Below are 18,327 nucleotides of genomic sequence, written 5' to 3'. Positions count from 1 at the left end.
ATGTCAGGGGAGGGCGAGGGCAGATGGCCTGGTGGAGTTTTCTGCGGCCGAGCGGCGGGCAGCAGTTCGACGTCGCGAACGCGCACACCGTGGAACTCACCAAGCGGCACCCGATGGTGTCGCTGTCCAAGCAGGGAGCGGCCGTCGGCAACCTCCGGGTCAACCTCTCGTGGTCGATGCGGACATCCGACACCGGTGGCTGGGCCACCTCCAACGGCGGGTTCTTCCGCCGCCAGCTCGACGTCTTCAAACCGCGCGTGGTGCAGGCGGCCGGACCCGCCATGGTCAATGTCGACCTCGACCTGGCCTGCATGTACGAACTGGCCGACGGGAGCAAGGGAGTTGTCCAGCCGCTCGGCAATCTGCTGGGCGACCTGGACGCGCCGCCGTACATCCAGATGAGCGGCGACGACCGGTTCGGCGGCACCTCGGGCGAGACGCTGTACATCAACTTCGACAAGCGGGACGAATTCCGGCGGCTGCTGGTCTTCGTCTACATCTACGACGGCACGCCCGCCTTCGACCGCACGCACGCGAAGGTCGAGATCTTCCCGACCTCGGGCCCGCGCATCGAGATCCCGCTCAACGAGCGGGAGCCGCAGGCCCGTTCGTGCGCCGTCGTGCTGATCGAGAACCGCAAGGGCGAGCTGGTCGTGCGCCGCGAGGTCAGGTACGTCTACGGCTTCCAGGCCGAGATCGACCGGCTCTACGGCTGGGGCCTCCAGTGGGGCCGCGGCTACAAGTCCAAGGTCTGACCGCGTCCGGCGCGCTGTCCGCGCGGGTCAGCTGCCCGACTGGAACTGGGGTCCCTGCGGCGGCAGTTGGAAGCCGCCGTCGTTGGCGGCGGCGGCCACCGGCTGCGGGTAGCCGTACGCCGGGTAGCCCTGCTGCGGCTGCTGGTGGACTGCAGGGGCCGTGGTGGCCGCCACGGGCTGCGGGTAGCCGTAGGCGGGCTGTGCGGGCACGTGGCCGGGCGAGGGAGCCTGGAGCGGGTATCCGTACGCACTGGTGGGCGCGGGCTCCGGCTCCTGGGCGTACGGCGCGGTCTGCTGGGACACCGGCCCGGCCGTGGGCGGCGCCGCCGGGGAGACGGTGGGCGGCGCGGTCGTGGCCGGTACGGCGGTACGGTCGGAGTCGCCGCCCTCGACGTCGTCCACCGCGATGCCGAATTCGGTGGCCACGCCGACCAGACCGGTGTCGTACCCCTGGCCCAGGGCGCGGAATTTCCAGCCGCCGTCCTTGCGGTAGATCTCGCCGCAGTTCAGGGCGGTCTCGTAGCCGGTGTCGGGGCGCACCTCGAAGGTGATGACGGGCGCGTGCTGCGGCCCCGTGGTGTCGTAGAGGAGCACGCACAGGTCCTGGACCTGCGCGAAGGGGCCGCCGTCGCAGGAGGCGACGATCACGACGCGGTCCACGTCGGAGCCGAGGGCGGCCAGGTCGACCTCGACGGTGTCGGTCAGGCTGCCGGAGACGCGTTTCTTGGGCAGGTGACGGGCGAGCCCCGAGGGGTGGCGCGGTTCGTTGTAGAAGACGAAGTCGGCGTCGGAACGGACCTTGCCGTTGGAACCGAGCAGCAGCACGGAGGCGTCAACATCGGGGGAACCGGACGCCGGGGTCCAGCGCAGTACCGCCCGGATTCCGGGGGCGTCCAGTGGGGTGTTCGAGCCCTTCACCATCACGTGCGTCATACCGGTCATCCTGCCCTCCCCGTGGCGTGCGCCACAACGCCGGGCGGGACGGTCACGCGGTGGACCCGCCGCGGTTACCTGTTTTTCACGTGTGGAGGGAACCTCTACCCCATGCTCGCACGTACGATAATCGGCCAGATATCATCGGGCTCACTACCTCGAAATGGGGCGTATGCGACACTTCGGGCACCTCGCTCCTGAAGCCAGGAGCGAACTGTTTCACCGCGAGCCGCAGGAGTTCACTGCCGACTCGCCCGCACGCATGCTCGCGGTCGCCCTCGGCGCCACCCTCTACAGCCCCGCCACCCGCCCGCAGCTCGCGGACGACGTGGTGAAGCAGGCCGCCCGGGGTGTGGTGTCGATGGTCCTGTGCCTGGAGGACTCCATCGACGACCGCGACGTCGTCGCAGGTGAGGCCAATCTCGTCCGGCAGTTCGCCGATCTCGCGACCCGGCAGGAGGCGGCCCTTCCGCTGCTGTTCATCCGGGTCCGCACGCCCGCGCAGATCACCGACCTGGTGACACGGCTCGGCGGCACCGTGGAACTGCTGTCCGGATTCGTGCTGCCCAAGTTCACCGAGGAGACCGGCGTCCCCTTCCTGGAGGCCATGGCGCACGCGGAGGCCGCCAGCGGGCGGCGCCTTTTCGCCATGCCCGTACTGGAGTCCCCGCAGCTCCTGCACCTGGAGAGCCGGGTCGAGACGCTCTACGGGATATCCAGGACGGTCGACAAATACCGCGAGCGGGTGCTCGCCCTGCGCCTGGGCGTCACCGACTTCTGCTCCTCCTACGGCCTGCGCCGCGCCCCCGCGATGACCGCCTACGACGTGCAGATCGTCGCCTCGGTGATCGCCGACGTGGTCAACGTCCTCGGCCGCGCCGACGGCAGCGGCTTCACCGTGACGGGACCGGTCTGGGAGTACTTCAGGCACCACGAGCGGATGTTCAAGCCGCAACTGCGCCGCAGCCCCTTCACCCCCGAGGCCGAGGACCTGCGCGACACCCTCATCGAGCGCGACATGGACGGACTGCTCCGCGAGATCGAGCTGGACCGCGCCAACGGCCTCCAGGGCAAGACCTGCATCCACCCCACCCACGTGCCCGTCGTGCACGCGCTGAGCGTCGTCACGCACGAGGAGTTCTGCGACGCGGCCGACATACTCGACGAGGACCGCTCCGGCGGCGGCGTCATGCGGTCCGCGTACACCAACAAGATGAACGAGGTGAAGCCGCACCGCGCCTGGGCGGAGCGCACCATGCGCCGCGCCGAGGTTTTCGGCGTCGCCCAGGAGGACATCGGCTTCGTGGAACTGCTCGCGGCGAGCCTGCCGCAGTCCTGAGCGCGGTCCCGGAACAGCCTCCAGCGCAGTCCTGAGCACGGCCAGGCGCCGCGCCCAGCCCTGAGCACGGCCCCCGCGCCGCGCTCGCACCGAACGGAAGAGAAGCACCGCATGGCAACGCACACGCCCTGGCCGGGCCAGTGGGTCGCGGACCGGCTGGGCATCGGCCTGGTGGGCGAGGGCCTGCACGGAGTGCTCGGCCTCGCGCTGCGCCGCAACCCCAAGCGCGCCCACCTGCTGGTCTCCAACATCCTCGGCAAGCACGTCCCGCAGGACCCGCGCGCGGTCTACGGCTCCGCGTACGCGCTCGGCGAGCGGGTCCGCGACCTGCTCGGCCCGGACGCGGTCGCCGACGCCGTGGTCCTCGGCTACGCCGAGACCGCGACGGGACTCGGCCACTGCGTCGCCGACGGCGTCGGCGGTGTGCCGTACCTGCACTCCACCCGGCGCGAGGTCGCGGGCGTCGCGGCGGGCGGCGGCTTCCAGGAGGAGCACAGCCACGCCACCGGGCACCTGCTGCTCCCCGAGGACCCGGCGCTGCTGGCGGGCAGCGGCCCGCTGGTCCTGGTCGACGACGAGTTCTCCACCGGCCAGACCATCCTCAACACCATCCGTGACCTGCACGGACGCCACCCGCGTGAGCGGTATGTGGTGGTCGCCCTGACCGACATGCGGTCCGCCGCCGACCAGGCGCGGCTGGAGGACTTCGCGGCGGAACTCGGCGCCCGCGTGGACGTCGTCGCCCTGGTCGCGGGGGCCGTCACGCTCCCCGAGGGCGTGCTGGAGCGCGGCCAGGCCCTGGTGGCCGCCCACGAGACGCCGCCGCCCGCGCCCGCCGACTACTACGACCTCACGCACGTCGAGCTGGACTGGCCGGCCGGGGTGCCGGACGGCGGCAGGCACGGCTTCCTGCCGGAGCACCGCGCCGCCCTGGAGGCCGCGCTGCCCGCCATGGGACAGCGGCTGGCCGCCGCGCTCCCGCCCGGCGCCCGCCGCGTCCTCGTCCTCGGCAACGAGGAGCTGATGTACGCCCCGCTGCGGCTGGCGGAGGCGCTGCGACGGCACACCGCCGCAGCGGACGCGGGCCTTGAGGGCCTGGGGCGGCACACCGCCGCAGCGGACGCGGGCCTTGGGGGCTCGCAGGCGGCCCCTGGCGGCGCTCTCGACGTGCGCTACTCCACCACCACCCGCTCGCCGGTGCTGGCCGTCGACGACCCCGGCTACGCCATCCGCAGCCGGATCGTGTTCCCCGCCCACGACGAGCCCAGCGACGGCCCCGGCGACCGGTACGCGTACAACGTGGCGGGCGCGGGCTTCGACGCGGTCGTCTGCGTCATCGACTCCGCGGGCGAGACCCCCGAGCTGTACGGGCCCGGCGGCCTGATCGCCCAGCTCGCCGCGCACACCGACCGCGTACTGGTCGCCGTCGTCCCCACCTACCGGCCGCGGCCCCGGCTGCACGCCCGGTTGCGGTCCCGGCTCACCGCCGGAACCGAGTCCCGTCCCCGACCGAACGGACACGCCGCACCGATGAGCCCCGCCCCTGTGAGCGCCACCGCCCGACCGCTGCCCGAGCCCCTGCGCGGCCCCGCCTTCTCGTCGTACGCGGCGGACGAGGTCGGCTGGCTGCTCAAGGACCTGTCGGAGGTCGAGCTGGAAGCGCCGACCGAGGAGCGCGAGGAGGCCATCCAGAGCGGCGGCGCGCACTACGCCGAGTCGCTGCCCGTCGAGTACCAGCCGAGCGCCGCGTACCAGGACCTGTTCAAGGCCGCCCTCGACGGCTCCGCCGAACGCATCGCGCGCGCGGTCGGCGCCGTCACCGAACTCGTGCTCGCCGAGCGCGGCCCTGACGCCGTCCTGGTCTCGCTGGCCCGCGCTGGCACCCCGGTCGGCGTGCTGATGCGCCGCTGGGCCCGGCACGCGCACGGCCTGGACCTGCCGCACTACGCCGTCTCCATCGTCCGCGGCCGGGGCATCGACCGCAACGCGCTGAGCTGGCTGGCCGCCCACCACGACGCGGCGAACGCCGTGTTCGTCGACGGCTGGACGGGCAAGGGCGCCATCACCCGCGAACTGGCCGAAGCCGTCAAGGACTTCGACGGCGAAGGCGTCTTCGACCCGGACATCGCGGTGCTCGCCGACCCCGGCGGCTGCGTGTCCACCTACGGCACCCGCGACGACTTCCTGATCCCCTCCGCGTGCCTCAACTCCACGGTCTCCGGCCTCATTTCGCGCACCGTGCTGCGCGCCGACCTGACCGGGCCCGACGACTACCACGGCGCGAAGTTCTACCGCGAGCTGGCGGGCGCCGACGTCTCCGGGCTCTTCCTCGACACCGTCACCGCCGCCTTCGACCGGGTCGGCGACGCCGTCGCCGAGGACGTCAAGTCGCTGCGCTCCGCCGACCGTTCACCCACCTGGGCGGGCTGGGCCGCGGTCGAGCGGATCAGCGAGGAGTACGGCATCGGCGACGTGAACCTCGTCAAGCCCGGCGTCGGCGAGACCACCCGCGTGCTGCTGCGCCGGGTGCCCTGGAAGATCCTCGCCCAGCGCGGCGTCGGCGCCGACCTCGACCACGTCCGCCTGCTGGCCGCACAGCGCGGCGTACCGGTCGAGGAGGTGGACGGGTTGCCGTACTCCTGCGTGGGTCTCATCCACCCCCGCTACACCCGAGGGGCCACCGGGACCGACGGCAAGGCGGTGGACGCGAAGTGAGTACCCGTCAGAACCGCACGCTGGTCGCCAGCGACCTCGACCGCACCCTGATCTACTCCACGGCGGCGCTCGCCCTCACCATGGCCGACGAGCACGCGCCGCGCCTGCTCTGCGTCGAGGTGCACGAGGCCAAGCCGCTGTCCTACATGACCGAGACCGCCGCCGCGCTGCTGGTGCGACTCGCCGCGGAGGCCGGGCAGTTCGTGCCCTCCACCACCCGCACCCGCAAGCAGTACCGCCGGATCAGCCTGCCGGGACCCCAGCCGCGGTACGCCATCTGCGCCAACGGCGGCCACCTCCTGGTCGACGGCCGCACCGACCACGACTGGAACGCCGAGATCCGCCGTCGTCTCGCCGACGGCTCCGCGCCGCTGGACGAGGTACGCGCCCACCTCGCCGCCACCGCCGACCCCGCGTGGCTGCGCAAGGAGCGCATCGCGGAAGACCTCTTCGCCTACCTCGTGGTCGACCGCGAACGCCTCCCCGCCGGCTGGGTCAAGGAACTCGCCGCCTGGGCCGAACCCCGCGGCTGGACCGTCTCCCTCCAGGGCCGCAAGATCTACGCCGTGCCGCTGCCGCTCAGCAAGTCCGCCGCCCTCGCCGAGGTCGTCCGCCGCACCGGCGCCGACCGCGTCCTCGCCGCCGGCGACTCCCTCCTCGACGCCGATCTGCTCCTCGCCGCCGATGAGGGCTGGCGCCCCGGCCACGGCGAGCTGGCCGACTCCGGCTGGACCGCCCCCCACGTCACCGGCCTCCCCACGGTCGGCGTCGCCGCCGGCGAAGAGATCATCCTGCGGATGCGCAACGCCCTCTAACGCCGCCCCCACGCAGGGCCAGCCTGCCCCAGGGCCCTGTTTCCAGGGGCACGCAGCAGGTGCGCTGCGGTCGCGCAGGGCCTGTTTTTTGGGGGCGCGGGGAACTGCGCGACCAGCCACCGACGGTGGCGCGCCTTGAAAACCGGCCCCAGCGGGGCAGACGCTGTCTGTTCTCGGGCTGACAGCCCGGTGGGGGCGGGCCGCGCAGTTCCCCGCGCCCCCAAAAAAGCGCGTGGCCGGCGCCCCGGCGGAGAGGAACCGCTTCGGGGCCCGGGGTCAGTGCCCCGGGGCCACCACCCGGGTGCAATAGGCGCGGGAGCGCTCTATGCGTCGCGCGTTGGGCCGCTCGCTCGCAGCGATAAAGGCCCGGGCCTCCAGCTCGCTGCGCCCCCCGCGCACGTGCCGTCGCAGCAGCCGCCGCTCACGCAGCTGACGCGGCGCGTCGACGTACCAGAGCTCGTCCAGCAGGTCACGGACCTGCTCCCACCCGGCACCGTCGTCGGCGAGGTAATTGCCCTCGGTGACGACGAGCCGGACACCGGGCGCGACGACCAGCCCGGCGGCCACCGGCTCGTCCAGGCGCCGGTCGAAGTCGGGCGCGTAGACCGGGTGTTGACGGTCACCGCGCAGCCGCCGCAGCAGGTGGACGTAGCCGTCCACGTCGAACGTCTCGGGCGCGCCCTTGCGGTCCCGCAGCCCCAGCCGGTCCAACTGCGCGTTGGACAGATGGAACCCGTCCATCGGCACATACGCGGCCGTCCCCGCGCCCACCCGGTCGTTCACCCCGGACACCAGCCGCCGCGCCAGAGTCGACTTCCCGGCGGCCGGGGCGCCCGCCAGCCCCAGCAGAGCCCTCCGGCCTGGAATGCTGGGGACCAAGGCGACCGCGTCATCCACGAGCATTCCGTCACCCTAGGGCCCGGACGGGCCCTGAGCGCCGCACCAGGGAGAAGACCCTTGACCGAAACGAAGAACCCGCAGCTCACACCCGAGCTCTACGGATACGTCCTCGCGCACAACCCGCCGCTGGACGCCGTCCAGCGGGAACTGGTCGAGACCACGCACGCCCGCCTCGCCGATGTGGCCGGGCTCCAGACCGCTGAGGAGCAGGGCCCGCTGCTGGCCTTCCTCGTCCGCCTGACCGGCGCCAAGCAGATCGTGGAGGTCGGCACCTTCACCGGCTTCTCGACCCTGTCGATGGCCCAGGCCCTGCCCGCCGACGGCAGGCTCATCGCCTGCGACGTCTCCGAGGAGTGGACCGCCGTCGGCCAGGACGCCTGGGCCAAGGCGGGCGTCGCCGACCGCGTCGACCTGCGGATCGCCCCGGCCATCGACACGCTCAAGGCGCTGCCCGGCGGCCAGTGGATCGACCTGGTGTTCCTGGACGCCGACAAGGGGTCCTACACCGACTACTGGGAGGAGCTGGTGCCGCGCATGAACCCCGGCGGCCTGCTCGTCGTCGACAACACGCTCTTCCACGGCGAGGTCGTGGACGAGGACGCGACCGGCGGCGCCGCGGCCATCCGCGCGTTCAACGACCACGTACGCGCGGACGACCGGGTGGACGATGTCCTGCTCACCGTCGCGGACGGCCTGACGCTGGCTCGTAAGAAGTAGTCACTCCGGCAGGACCGTCACGGGGTCAGTGCTGCGGCAGTCCGCGGGGAGGCGGCCGCCGGGTGGTCACCGCCGCCCGGGCCTCCTCCTCGCGGGCTGCCTGCTCGGGGTGGCGCTTGCGCCAGTACGGATTGTCGTGCGGCAGCCCGCCGGTCACCCGCCCGTACATGCCGAAGAACATCAGCATCACGCCGACCGCGAAGCTGAACAGCACGTTCGACATCTTGAACGCCAGAAGGTTGCTGCCGGTGTCCAGCAGGGCGAGATTGACGAACCCGCTGAGCAGGAAGGCGACGCCGACGACGATGTTGAGGGTCGAGGCGAAGTTGCCGCCCTTCACCATCCCGGCGAAGAGCAGCACGCCGATGACGATGGAGATCGTGCTGAGCGCGCCGTTGGAGTTCAGCCCGGCGATCCGGTCGCCCGCCTTGGACAGGAACGACACGCCGTTGAGGAGTCCGAGGATCCCGAAGACGACCAGGATCAGGCCCATCAGACCGGCGCCGAAGCGGTACATCTGGCTCAGCTTGTGGTCCACGGGCAGATGATCGTCGAGTCGCATATGACCGGCCTCCTTCGCTGAAGGGGAATCGAGGCCGCCGCTCCTCCAGGATAGGCCGGGGTCCGGAATCCGGCGCTCCGCGCGGGTCACCCCGGGTCACGGGCCGGCGGCGCGAGGCTTGCGGCAGCGGGCGGCAGTGCGCGAAGTCCGGCACATCGTTCCCGGCGGCCGGCGACGCCGGGGTGACCTGTGGAGGAACGCCCTCCGCGGGCCGCGTCCCCGCTACCCTGGGCCCATGCCTCGCTACGAGTACCGCTGCAAGACCTGTGGCTCCACCTTCGAGCTGCGCCGCCCCATGTCCCAGTCGGACGCCCCGACCGTCTGCCCCAAGGGTCACGACGACACCGTGAAGCTGCTCTCGACGGTCGCGGTCGGCTCCTCGTCGTCCTCGTCCTCGTCGTCGGCCGGTCCCGCCCCGGCGAGCGGCAACGGCGGCGGCGGATGCTGCGGTGGCGGCTGCTGTAGCTGAAGGGACGGGACGGGGGCCGGTACGGGCGGCGGTCGGATCGTACGTATGCCGGTCCGGCCGTATGAACGCTGGTCCGGCCGTACAACGCCGGTCCGGCCGTAGCGCCGGTCGCCGGAGCAGGAGACCGGCCAGGGGTGCTCAGCGCCCGGCCGCGCGGTCCTCACGGATGTTGGCCACCACGCGGTTCGCGGTCTCGCGCACCGCTGCGGTCTCGGTGAGGAACGCCCAGTAGTCCGGGTGCCTGCCCTCCAGCGCGGCCACCGCGCGGTCGAGGCGCGCCACCGCGTCGTCCAGCGGGCGGGCGTGCCGCGGCTCCGGCGTCGAACGCCCCTGCATGGCCAGCCGCTGCGCGTCCCGGATCGCGAAGCGGGTCTTCTCGACCTCGCCCTTCGGGTCCTTGCTCACCTCGTTGAGCTGCCGCAGCCGGTCACCGGCCGCGGACACCGCGCCCTCCACGTCGTCCATCAGCGCCCTGACCGTCGCCAGCCGTGACGTGGCGTCCGGCCAGCGCTGCTCGTCCCGCGCCTTGCGCGCCTCGGCCAGCGCCGTCTCCGCCTGCCGTACCGCCTGCGCGGCCCGCTCGGGCACCTGCTGGAGGTCCTGCCAGCACGCCAGCGAGAACCGCCGCCGCAATTCGCTGAGCACCGGGTCCACGCCCTCGGCCCGCGTCGCCAGCGCCTGCACCCGCGTGCGCAGCGACACCAGCCGCTTGTCCATCTCCCTGGCCTGCTCGGGCAGCCGCTCCGCCTCGGTCCGCACCGCGTCCGCCTTGCGGCGCACATCGTCGGCCCGCTGGACGGTCTCCTGCACGCCGTGCTTGCTCGCGCCCTCGTTCAGCCTGGTCAGCTCGGGTGCCAGCGCGGCCAGCCGGGCCGCGAGGTCGTCCGCCTTCAGCCCGACCGCGCGGACCCCGTCCAGCGCGTTCGTCGCCGCCAGCAGCGACTGCTTGGCCCGCTCCACGGCGGGCGCCAGCCGGGCGAGTTGCGTCTCCGCCTTGCCGAGCAGCGGCGCGAGACCCGCGGAGAAACGCTCCAGCTCGGTCTTGGCCCTGTCCAGCTCGTCCTTGGCCTTCGTCAGCTCGGTGCGCGCCCGCGCCGCCGTGCCCGCGTCCAGCTCGTCCCGGTCGATGTCGTGCGCGTCCACGGTGTTGATGTAGGCCGCGCTCACCTGGTCGATGCGCTCGCCCAGCGACCGGAATCCGGCCAGCGCCCGGCGCGCCTCGGGGGAGTCGTCCACCGCCGAGATCGTCTCTATCGAGATCTCCAGATCGCGCTGCGCCGTGTCCAGCTCGTAGAACGCCTGTGACGCGGCGTCCTTCGCCGCCTGCGCCTCCGCACGGTGATTGTCGCCGCGTCGCCACCACGAACGTGCCGTCGTCACCGTGACACTCTCTCCCGCAGATCGCCGCCGACCACCGTCGGACCCATCCTCCCACCAGGCCGCCCCGAACACACCGCCCGGTCCCCACGGCCCCGTGGTTGCTGATCACGCCCCAGGGCAGGGTAACCTGTGACGTCGAACTCACCGAGGGCGTGTAGCTCAGTGGTAGAGCGCCGCCCTTACAAGGCGGATGTCGGCGGTTCGAAACCGTCCACGCCCACCCTCGGAAGCCCCCGGGCCCCTGTCCAGCGTCCTTGGACAGGGGCCTCTTCCCTGTCCCGCTCCGTGTTCCGCCCTGGCCGCTGCTGTTCGAGGCGGCGAAGGCGGCACTCCCCGATCACCTGCGCTGACACCGGGCCGGGGACACCGGCCGACCGGGCCGCGTCCGTACTCCCGTGGATGTAACGGCGCGGCCTGTACCGCCCGCGGGGGTACGGCGATGTCCGCCGCTGGCGCGACGTTCCGTGGCTGTCACGCCTTGACGATGGAGGCGATCAGTCGTTCGTCGCAAGGGGAGGCCGGGATGAGGACCGCGGAGCAGGTCAGCGGGGTACGTGACGGGGGCGCCGCGCCGCCGGGCGCAGGGGCGGGCGGGGGCCGGGCGCGGAAGCTGCCGTGGCTGATGCTCGCGCTGTGGGTCGGGGTGCTGGCGGTCGCGATACCGCTGTCCGCCAGGCTCGGTGACGTCCAGCGCGACAGCGTCGTGGACTACCTGCCGAACAGCGCGGACTCCACGCGGGCGGCGAAGATCCAGGCGTCGCTGCCCGGCGGCGAGACGACCGACATCGTCGTGGTCTACCACCGCGACGGCGGCCTCACCGCGGCCGACCGGGCCACCGCCGCGCGGCAGACCGCCGAGATCGCCCGTACGAACCGGCTCACCGGGGACACCCCGCGGGCCGTGCCGTCCAAGGACGGCACCACGCTGATGTACCCGATGTCGACCACGGCGCCGGGCCAGGACTCCCAGGCCAGAACCGACTTCGTGGACGGGGTCAGGGACGTCGCCAAGGGCGGCTCTGGGCTGACGGTGAAGGTCGGCGGACAGGGCGCCCTGGACACCGACAGCGCGGAGGTCTACAGCGCGCTCGGCGGCCCGCTCCTCTACACCACGGTCCTCGTCGTCGCCGTCCTGCTGATCCTCATCTACCGCAGCCCCGTGCTGTGGCTGATCCCGCTGATCTGCGCGGGCGCCGCCGACGTGCTGTCGATGGCGGTCACCTACGGCCTCAACCAGGCGTTCGGCGTCACCGTCAGCGGCCAGAGCTCCGGTGTGATGACCATCCTCGTCTTCGGCGTCGGCACGGACTACGCGCTGCTGCTCGTGGCCCGCTACCGCGAGGAACTGCGCCGCACCGAGCGCCCGTACGACGCCATGCGCACCGCCCTGCGCAAAGCCGCGCCCGCGGTCCTGGCCTCCGCGGGAACCGTCGCCGCGGGCATGCTCTGCCTGCTGGCCGCGGACCTCAACAGCAGCCGGGGCATGGGCCCGACGGCCGCTGTCGGGGTCGTCTGCGCGCTGCTCGCCATGGTGACGCTGCTGCCCGCCGTCCTCGTCGTCCTCGGCCGCCGCGTGTTCTGGCCGCTGATCCCCGCCCACGGCAGCGAGCCGAAGCAGCGGCGCGGCGCCTTCGTCGCGATCGGTGACGGCGTCGGCCGCAGGCCGGTCGCGGTGCTCGTCGGCGGTGTGCTGCTGCTCGGCGCCCTCGCCGTCGGCGTGCTCAACCTGCCCGGCAGCGTCAAGCAGCAGGACATGTTCAGCAGCGAGCCCGACGCGATCACCGCCATGCGGATTCTCGGCGCGGCCTACCCCGACCAGGGCAGCCGTCCCGTCGCCGTCATCGCGCCCGCCGACCGCGCCGAGGCCGCGCGGGCCGCCGCCCGCTCCACCCGAGGCGTCACCGACGTGCGCGCCGGGCGCACCGCCGACGGCTGGAGCGAATTCTTCGTCACCACCGCGGGCCCGCCGCAGACCGCGGCCGAGACCGCCACCATCAAGGCCCTGCGCGCCGGACTCCCCGGCTCCTACGTCGGCGGCCCCAGCGCCCAGCAGCTCGACCTCCAGCACACCAACCAGCGCGACCGCGGCATCGTCATCCCGATCACCCTCGCCGCCGTCCTGCTCATCCTCGTCCTCCTGCTGCGGTCCCTCGTCGCGCCGCTGCTGCTCGTCGCCGCGGTCGTCGCCGTCTGGGGCGCCGCCCTGGGCATCGGCGGCCTCGTCTTCGGCCCGGTCCTCGGCTTCCACGGCACCGATCCAGGACTCGCGCTGCTCTCCTTCGTCTTCCTCGTCGCCCTCGGCGTCGACTACGGCATCTTCCTCATGCACCGCATGCGCGAAGAGGCGCTCAACGGCGCAGGCCCACGCGAAGCCACCCTCGGCGCACTCCACTCCACGGGCGGCGTCATCACCTCGGCCGGTGTCGTCCTGGCCGCGACCTTCTCCGTCCTGATGAACATGCCTCTCGTCCAGCTCGCGGAACTCGGCTTCGTCATCGCGGTGGGCGTCCTGCTCGACACCTTCCTCGTCCGCACCTTCCTGGTGACCTCGGCCGCGCTGCTGCTGCGCCGCCGGGTCTGGTGGCCCGGCGCCCTGAGCCGCCCGGCGCCGGGCGAACGGGGGTGAGCCCGCGAGGGCGCCGCGTGACGCGCCAGGACGCGGCGCTCGCGGCGGGGCTGGCGGCGCTGTCGGTGCCGCTGGCCCTGCTGACGCCGGGGACGCGTCCCGACGCGCTGGGCTGGACGCTGCTGGTCTGGTGCCAGATCCCGCTGCTGTGGCGGCGGACGCACACGACGGCCGCGCTGGTGGTGACGGTCGCGTTCCTCGGGCCGTACCACGCGCTCGGGTATCCGCACGCGGCGCCGGTGCTGGGCTCGATGACGCTGCTGTTCACGGCGGCGGCCACGAGCCCGGTGTGGCGGGCGGCGGCCATCGGGACGGTGGTCGTCGGCGGCACGGTGGCGGCGGACTGGGTCTCGGACGCCGGGGGAGCGGTGGACACGCTGCGGACCTCGGGCTGGATCGCGGCGGTGCTGGTGGCGGGCGCGACCGTGCGCGTGCACCGCCAGTTGGTGGCCGCGACCACGCAGCGGGCCGAGCGCGCCGAGCGGACGCGGGAGGAGGTGGCGGCCCGGCGGGTGGCGGAGGAACGGCTGCGGATCGCCCGTGACCTGCACGACCTGCTCGCGCACAGCATCACGCTGATCGGCGTGCAGACGGCGGTGGCCGCGCACGTGATGACGGTGGCGCCCGAGGAGTTCGACCGGGCGGCGGTGTCCAAGGCGCTGGACGGCATCGCGGACACCTGCCGCGCGGCCCGCGTCGAGGTGCGCACCACGCTGGAGGTGCTGCGGTACGGCGAACGGGCCGCCGACGAGGGGCCGTTGCCCGGTCTGGCCGCGCTGTCGGACCTCGCCCGCCCGGCCGGGGCCCGGCTCAACGTGCTTACGGCGCGAGGTGCTTCCTCCGGCGGCGCGGACCCGCACATCCCGCCCGCCGTCGAGGCCGCCGCGTACCGCATCGTGCAGGAGGCCCTGACGAACACCACCCGGCACGCGGGGGCCGGGGCGCGGGCCGAGGTGACCGTGCGCGTCGGCCCCGGCTCGCTGCTGGTCGAGATCACCGACGACGGCGGGGCGGCCGTCGGCTCGGGTCCCCGGCCCGGCCCCGGACCCACCTTCCACCTCGGCCCCCACGACAGCCCTCACGACAGCCCGGCCCACGGCCCCGCCCACGGGCCCGACCTCGGCCCCGGCTTCGGCCTGATCGGCATGCGCGAACGCGTCCGCAGTGTCGGCGGCACCCTGACGGCGGGCCCCCTCGCCGGAGGCGGATTCCGGGTCGCGGCCGACCTCCCGCTGACCCCCCGCGCGGACGCGTGTACGGACGGGGCCGCCGCACCGCACGACCCCGCCTGACGCGCCCCGCCGCGCGGGGGACCGGCGCCCGCGACCGCGCCCAACTGGTCCTCAACCGCTGCGAGTCGGGTCCGGTCACGCCCGCGCGGCGGCCGGTGCGGGCGGCCCTGACTCGCGCGGAAAATCGAGGGTTTGACGCCTTCGTTACTCCTTTGGGGGAACGGTCGCGGGAAGCGTCGGCACGTGCCGCGCGCATGCTGACCATGAAGGGTGACCACTTCTAGGGGGAGGCGCGTCCGCGGTTGGACGGCGCTGCTTGTCGTGACGATGGCGGCAGGATCGTGGGGACTCGGCGCGGTGGCCTCGGCCGAGCCGCGCGCGCGGTGCCCGGCGGGAGCGGGCCACGGCAGAGCGGAGTCATGCCCCGCCGAGCCGTCCCGTCACCCGTCGCACCACGCGTCGCCCGTACCGTCCGAGGCCGCGTCGCCCGCGCCGGCGCACCGCGCGTCGCCCGGTCCGGAACCGACCCGGACGTCGACACCCACACCCGCACCGACACGGACGCGGCCCTCCCGGCCCGATCCCGGTCCCACATCCCCGCCCACCCGGGCACCCACACCCAATCCCGCTCCCACGACCACACCCGCGCCCGCGCCCGAACCGACGCGTACGGCCGCGCCCACGTCTGTTCCCACCCACAGGACCGACCCCGAGCCCACGGCCGCGCCGACGACCTCGCCCGCGCCCAGCCGTGTGCCCGACCGCCACGAGCCCGTACGGCACCAGCCGACGCACCACGAGCCCGTATGGCACGACCCCGGTCATCACGGCCCGGACCACGCTGACCCGGATCACCCTGACCCCGGGCACCACGACCCCGCGGACCACGACCCCGGACGGCACCGGCCCGATCATCACGGGCCCGGTTACCACCACCCCGACCCGTATGTGCCCTGGTGCGGGTACTGGCCGGACCAGTGGCCCTGGACGTGGCTCTGCCACCGCCACCACCACCATCCGAAGCCGTGCCCGACCCCGACACCGACCCCCACGCCGACTCCCACCCCCACCCCGACTCCTACGCCCACGCCCACACCGACCCCGACACCGACTCCGACCCCCACGCCCACGCCGACACCCACTCCGACCCCGACTCCCACGCCGAGTCAGAAAGCGGCGGTGACGCCACGTCCCAGACCCGCGCCGAAGCCCCCGGCGCCCGCACCCGTACCGCAGCCCGTACCCACCGCCGCACCCGTACCGGCTCCCGCGCCGGTGCCGCGGTCCCAACCCGCGCCGCCCGCCGCCCCGGTGGCGGTGCACTGGCCGGAGAAGGCGCCGGCGCCGGTCGCGGCGCCGAAGGAGCACCGCCGGTCACTGATGATCACGATGATGCTCACCACCGTGCCCGCCGTGCTGGCCGTCGCCGTCCTGCGGCCCGGCTCCTCCGGCTCCAACTCCGGTCGCAGCAGGAACAACTGAACGTGAAACAAGGGGGATTTCCGCATGTCGCAGTGGTTGGCGCTGGTGATCGCGATGGCCGCGGTCTGCGCTGTGGTCCTCGGCGTGGTCGTCCTGCGTACGCGCAAGGTCCACGCGGACGACGATCCGTCGGAGACACCCGACGTCATCGAGTACATGGTCATGATGATCGGCGTGGTCTACGCGATCGTGCTCGGTCTTGCCATCGCCGGTGTCTGGGAGGGGAGGAGCGGGGCACAGGCCGAAGTCCTCGCCGAGGCACAGGCGTTGCACGAGGTGAGCGCGCGGGCGCAGGTGTATCCCGTTGACGTACGCGACCGGATCCGCGCGGACGTGAACGCCTACGCGGCGTTCGTGGCCGACAAGGAGTGGCCGTACATGAAGAACCACGGCGAACTGGATCCGCGGGGCAACGCGTTGCTCGACACGCTCCGCAAGGACGTCTCGCAGTACGCGCCCACGTCCGACCTCGGCGCCCAGGCGTACCAGCCGCTGGTCGACGAGGTCGCCGCCGTCGACGAGGCCCGCACGTCGCGCAGCCAGAGCGTGGGCGCGACGATGCCGGGGATGGTGTGGTTCGGCCTGATCACCGGCGCGCTGGTGACGGTCGGACTGATCTTCACCCTCCAGATCCGGCGCTCACCGAAGGAGTTGCTGCTCGCCGGTCTGTTCAGCGCGCTCATCGCCTTCCTGCTGTTCCTGATCTGGGACCTCGACGATCCCTTCGGCGGCGGACTCGCCGTCTCCGCCGACGTCTTCCGGGACCTCGTACTGCGCCGCTGACCAGGGCGCGCGCCCCGGCGGACACGGCCGGGAACGCGCACGGCGGACGCGGCCGGGAACGCGTCCGGCGGACACAACGAAGCGGCTCCCCTGCCAGGCCGGGCAGGGGAGCCGCTTTCAGGAGAACCGCCGTGCGGTCAGCGCCAGTTGGACACGTTCACGTTCTCCAGGATGCCGAGCGCGTCGGGCACCAGGACGGCCGCGGAGAAGTACGTGCTGACGAGGTAGCTGATGATCGCCTTGTCGTCGATACCCATGAAACGGACGTTGAGCCCCGGCTCGTACTCGTCGGGCAGCCCGGTCTGGTTGAGACCGATGACGCCCTGGTTGTCCTCGCCGCTGCGGACCGCGATGATCGCGCTGGTACGGGCGGTGCTGACCGGGATCTTGTTGCAGCTCAGGATGGGCACACCGCGCCAGCCGGGAACGGTGTGGCCGTGCACCTCCACCGGGTCGGGGTAGAGGCCCGCCCTGGTGCACTCGCGGCCGAAGGCGGCGATGGCCCGCGGGTGGGCGAGGAAGAACTTGGTGCCGCGGCGCCTGCTGAGCAGCTCGTCGAGGTCGTCGGGGAGCGGCGGGCCCGCGTGCGGCTGGATGCGCTGGTCGTAGTCCGCGTTGTGCAGCAGCCCGAACTCGGGGTTGTTGATCAGCTCGTGTTCCTGGCGCTCGCGCAACGCCTCGACGGTGAGCTTGAGTTGCTGCTCGGTCTGGTTCATCGGCTCGTTGTAGAGGTCCGCGACGCGGCTGTGGACGCGCAGCACGGTCTGGGCGACGCTCAGCTCGTACTCGCGCGGCTTGACCTCGTAGTCGACGTAGGTGCCGGGCAGCGCTTCCTCGCCCTTGTGGCCCGACGCCAGCTCGATCGCGGCCTCACCGCGCTTGTTGACCCGCTGCCGCGGGATCGCGCGGTGCGCCTCCAGGTGCGTGCGCAGCGCCTCGGACTGTCCGAGCAGCGGTTCGAGCTCCTGCCGGGGCAGGGCCAGCACCGTGGTGACGGTGGCCGCGCGGGCCGTGTACTCCCACTCGCCGTCGGCGCCGAGCAGCGCCTGGTCGCCGAAGTGGTCGCCGTCGGCGAGGACTCCGAGCCGGGTCGGCTCGCCGTACGATCCCTCGCCGAGCTTCTCGACCTTGCCGTGCGCCAGCAGATAGACGGTGTCCGCGGGCGTCCCGGCTTCGGCGATGACCTCGCCCGGCGCGAATTCACGCTGGACGAAACGGTCCGCCAGCGCGGTCAGCGCGCCGACGTCGTTGAACGAGCGCAGCGCGGCCAGCTCGCCCAGCTCCTGCGGGATCACCCGGACCTCGGACCCCGTCTTCACGAAGGTCACGCGCCCGTCGCCGACCGAGTAGCTCAGCCGGCGGTTCACCCGGTACGTGCCCGCGTTGACCTGCACCCAGGGCAGTACGCGCAGCAGCCACCGGGAGGAAATGCCCTGCATCTGCGGGGCGGACTTGGTGGTCGTCGCCAGATTCCTGGCGGCCGACGTGTCCAGACTCGTACGCGCCTGGTCGTCGTGCGGATTGCCGAGTGCGGTGTCCTGGCCCGCATCAACCGACATGTGCTGTCCTTCCCGTAAGCGGGTGATACGGCCTCATTCTTTCCGTGACGCAGAGTGCTG

General features: G+C 72.9%; 15 protein-coding genes and 1 tRNA gene. 10 read left to right on the top strand and 6 right to left on the bottom strand.

Annotation, left to right across the window (positions count from 1 at the left end):
* The first annotated feature begins 23 nt into the window (after nucleotides 1-23).
* Nucleotides 24-755: a Tellurium resistance gene (locus ACIP4Z_RS01855; protein ID WP_355349947.1), complete on the top strand. Its 732-nt coding sequence runs from the start codon at nucleotides 24-26 to the stop codon at nucleotides 753-755.
* Between the two features lie 27 nt (nucleotides 756-782).
* Here the strand turns inward: ACIP4Z_RS01855 and ACIP4Z_RS01850 are convergent, their stop codons facing one another.
* Entirely contained in the window at nucleotides 783-1,697 is a 915-nt protein-coding gene (locus ACIP4Z_RS01850; RefSeq protein WP_355349950.1) for a TerD family protein, read from the bottom strand.
* 163 nt (nucleotides 1,698-1,860) lie between these two features.
* Here ACIP4Z_RS01850 and ACIP4Z_RS01845 point away from each other — a divergent pair, with 163 nt between their 5' ends.
* From ACIP4Z_RS01845 to ACIP4Z_RS01835, 3 genes are all read left to right on the top strand, one after another.
* The gene (locus ACIP4Z_RS01845) at nucleotides 1,861-3,027 is read left to right on the top strand and encodes an HpcH/HpaI aldolase/citrate lyase family protein (RefSeq protein WP_401304268.1); all 1,167 of its coding nucleotides are present in this window, start codon (nucleotides 1,861-1,863) and stop codon (nucleotides 3,025-3,027) included.
* 111 nt (nucleotides 3,028-3,138) lie between these two features.
* A complete protein-coding gene (locus ACIP4Z_RS01840; protein WP_391160177.1) occupies nucleotides 3,139-5,742 on the top strand; it encodes a phosphoribosyltransferase domain-containing protein in 2,604 nt (867 codons plus the stop codon).
* Nucleotides 5,739-6,557 carry an HAD family hydrolase gene (locus ACIP4Z_RS01835; RefSeq protein WP_391047340.1) on the top strand — a complete coding sequence of 273 codons (819 nt, stop codon included), beginning with the start codon at nucleotides 5,739-5,741 and terminating at the stop codon, nucleotides 6,555-6,557. Before ACIP4Z_RS01840 ends, ACIP4Z_RS01835 begins: the two co-directional genes overlap by 4 nt.
* Before the next feature lie 276 nt (nucleotides 6,558-6,833).
* Here the strand turns inward: ACIP4Z_RS01835 and ACIP4Z_RS01830 are convergent, their stop codons facing one another.
* Complete coding sequence (locus tag ACIP4Z_RS01830) at nucleotides 6,834-7,460, bottom strand: nucleoside/nucleotide kinase family protein (protein ID WP_401304263.1); 627 nt, start codon at nucleotides 7,458-7,460, stop codon at nucleotides 6,834-6,836.
* Between the two features lie 54 nt (nucleotides 7,461-7,514).
* Between ACIP4Z_RS01830 and ACIP4Z_RS01825 the strand changes: the two genes are divergently transcribed.
* Nucleotides 7,515-8,174, top strand: coding sequence for an O-methyltransferase (locus tag ACIP4Z_RS01825; protein ID WP_401304261.1), 660 nt, complete (start codon nucleotides 7,515-7,517; stop codon nucleotides 8,172-8,174).
* 25 nt (nucleotides 8,175-8,199) lie between these two features.
* Here the strand turns inward: ACIP4Z_RS01825 and ACIP4Z_RS01820 are convergent, their stop codons facing one another.
* On the bottom strand, nucleotides 8,200-8,736 hold the full coding sequence (locus ACIP4Z_RS01820) for a DUF4383 domain-containing protein (protein ID WP_401304258.1): 537 nt from the start codon (nucleotides 8,734-8,736) through the stop codon (nucleotides 8,200-8,202).
* 235 nt (nucleotides 8,737-8,971) lie between these two features.
* Between ACIP4Z_RS01820 and ACIP4Z_RS01815 the strand changes: the two genes are divergently transcribed.
* The gene (locus ACIP4Z_RS01815) at nucleotides 8,972-9,205 is read left to right on the top strand and encodes an FmdB family zinc ribbon protein (protein ID WP_391047336.1); all 234 of its coding nucleotides are present in this window, start codon (nucleotides 8,972-8,974) and stop codon (nucleotides 9,203-9,205) included.
* Between the two features lie 138 nt (nucleotides 9,206-9,343).
* Here the strand turns inward: ACIP4Z_RS01815 and ACIP4Z_RS01810 are convergent, their stop codons facing one another.
* Nucleotides 9,344-10,585: a hypothetical protein gene (locus tag ACIP4Z_RS01810; protein WP_355349974.1), complete on the bottom strand. Its 1,242-nt coding sequence runs from the start codon at nucleotides 10,583-10,585 to the stop codon at nucleotides 9,344-9,346.
* Between the two features lie 148 nt (nucleotides 10,586-10,733).
* Between ACIP4Z_RS01810 and ACIP4Z_RS01805 the strand changes: the two genes are divergently transcribed.
* The 3 genes from ACIP4Z_RS01805 to ACIP4Z_RS01795 all read left to right on the top strand — a co-directional run bounded on the left by ACIP4Z_RS01805 (nucleotide 10,734) and on the right by ACIP4Z_RS01795 (nucleotide 14,503).
* Nucleotides 10,734-10,805, top strand: a tRNA-Val gene (locus tag ACIP4Z_RS01805).
* 402 nt (nucleotides 10,806-11,207) lie between these two features.
* Nucleotides 11,208-13,211 carry an MMPL family transporter gene (locus ACIP4Z_RS01800; RefSeq protein WP_401305019.1) on the top strand — a complete coding sequence of 668 codons (2,004 nt, stop codon included), beginning with the start codon at nucleotides 11,208-11,210 and terminating at the stop codon, nucleotides 13,209-13,211.
* Between the two features lie 17 nt (nucleotides 13,212-13,228).
* A complete protein-coding gene (locus tag ACIP4Z_RS01795; RefSeq protein ID WP_401304254.1) occupies nucleotides 13,229-14,503 on the top strand; it encodes a sensor histidine kinase in 1,275 nt (424 codons plus the stop codon).
* 1,106 nt (nucleotides 14,504-15,609) lie between these two features.
* Here ACIP4Z_RS01795 and ACIP4Z_RS01790 read toward each other — a convergent pair.
* Nucleotides 15,610-15,843: a hypothetical protein gene (locus tag ACIP4Z_RS01790; protein ID WP_355349979.1), complete on the bottom strand. Its 234-nt coding sequence runs from the start codon at nucleotides 15,841-15,843 to the stop codon at nucleotides 15,610-15,612.
* A 106-nt stretch (nucleotides 15,844-15,949) separates the two neighbouring features.
* Between ACIP4Z_RS01790 and ACIP4Z_RS01785 the strand changes: the two genes are divergently transcribed.
* The gene (locus ACIP4Z_RS01785; RefSeq protein ID WP_401304251.1) at nucleotides 15,950-16,708 is read left to right on the top strand and encodes a DUF4239 domain-containing protein; all 759 of its coding nucleotides are present in this window, start codon (nucleotides 15,950-15,952) and stop codon (nucleotides 16,706-16,708) included.
* Between the two features lie 137 nt (nucleotides 16,709-16,845).
* Here the strand turns inward: ACIP4Z_RS01785 and ACIP4Z_RS01780 are convergent, their stop codons facing one another.
* On the bottom strand, nucleotides 16,846-18,267 hold the full coding sequence (locus ACIP4Z_RS01780; protein ID WP_355349985.1) for a family 2B encapsulin nanocompartment shell protein: 1,422 nt from the start codon (nucleotides 18,265-18,267) through the stop codon (nucleotides 16,846-16,848).
* Between the last annotated feature and the right edge of the window lie 60 nt (nucleotides 18,268-18,327).

Origin of the sequence: Streptomyces sp. NPDC088910, from assembly GCF_044749865.1 — a bacterium.
GTDB lineage: Bacteria > Actinomycetota > Actinomycetes > Streptomycetales > Streptomycetaceae > Actinacidiphila.
This window is presented reverse-complemented; position numbering and strand designations above follow the sequence as displayed.

Coding starts and splice junctions, on each gene's coding strand:
- ACIP4Z_RS01855 (WP_355349947.1), top strand. CDS start 24: ATGGCCTGGTGGAGTTTTCTGCGGCCGAGCGGCGGGCAGCAGTTCGAC.
- ACIP4Z_RS01850 (WP_355349950.1), bottom strand. CDS start 1,697: ATGACCGGTATGACGCACGTGATGGTGAAGGGCTCGAACACCCCACTG.
- ACIP4Z_RS01845 (WP_401304268.1), top strand. CDS start 1,861: ATGCGACACTTCGGGCACCTCGCTCCTGAAGCCAGGAGCGAACTGTTT.
- ACIP4Z_RS01840 (WP_391160177.1), top strand. CDS start 3,139: ATGGCAACGCACACGCCCTGGCCGGGCCAGTGGGTCGCGGACCGGCTG.
- ACIP4Z_RS01830 (WP_401304263.1), bottom strand. CDS start 7,460: ATGCTCGTGGATGACGCGGTCGCCTTGGTCCCCAGCATTCCAGGCCGG.
- ACIP4Z_RS01820 (WP_401304258.1), bottom strand. CDS start 8,736: ATGCGACTCGACGATCATCTGCCCGTGGACCACAAGCTGAGCCAGATG.
- ACIP4Z_RS01815 (WP_391047336.1), top strand. CDS start 8,972: ATGCCTCGCTACGAGTACCGCTGCAAGACCTGTGGCTCCACCTTCGAG.
- ACIP4Z_RS01800 (WP_401305019.1), top strand. CDS start 11,208: ATGCTCGCGCTGTGGGTCGGGGTGCTGGCGGTCGCGATACCGCTGTCC.
- ACIP4Z_RS01785 (WP_401304251.1), top strand. CDS start 15,950: ATGTCGCAGTGGTTGGCGCTGGTGATCGCGATGGCCGCGGTCTGCGCT.
- ACIP4Z_RS01780 (WP_355349985.1), bottom strand. CDS start 18,267: ATGTCGGTTGATGCGGGCCAGGACACCGCACTCGGCAATCCGCACGAC.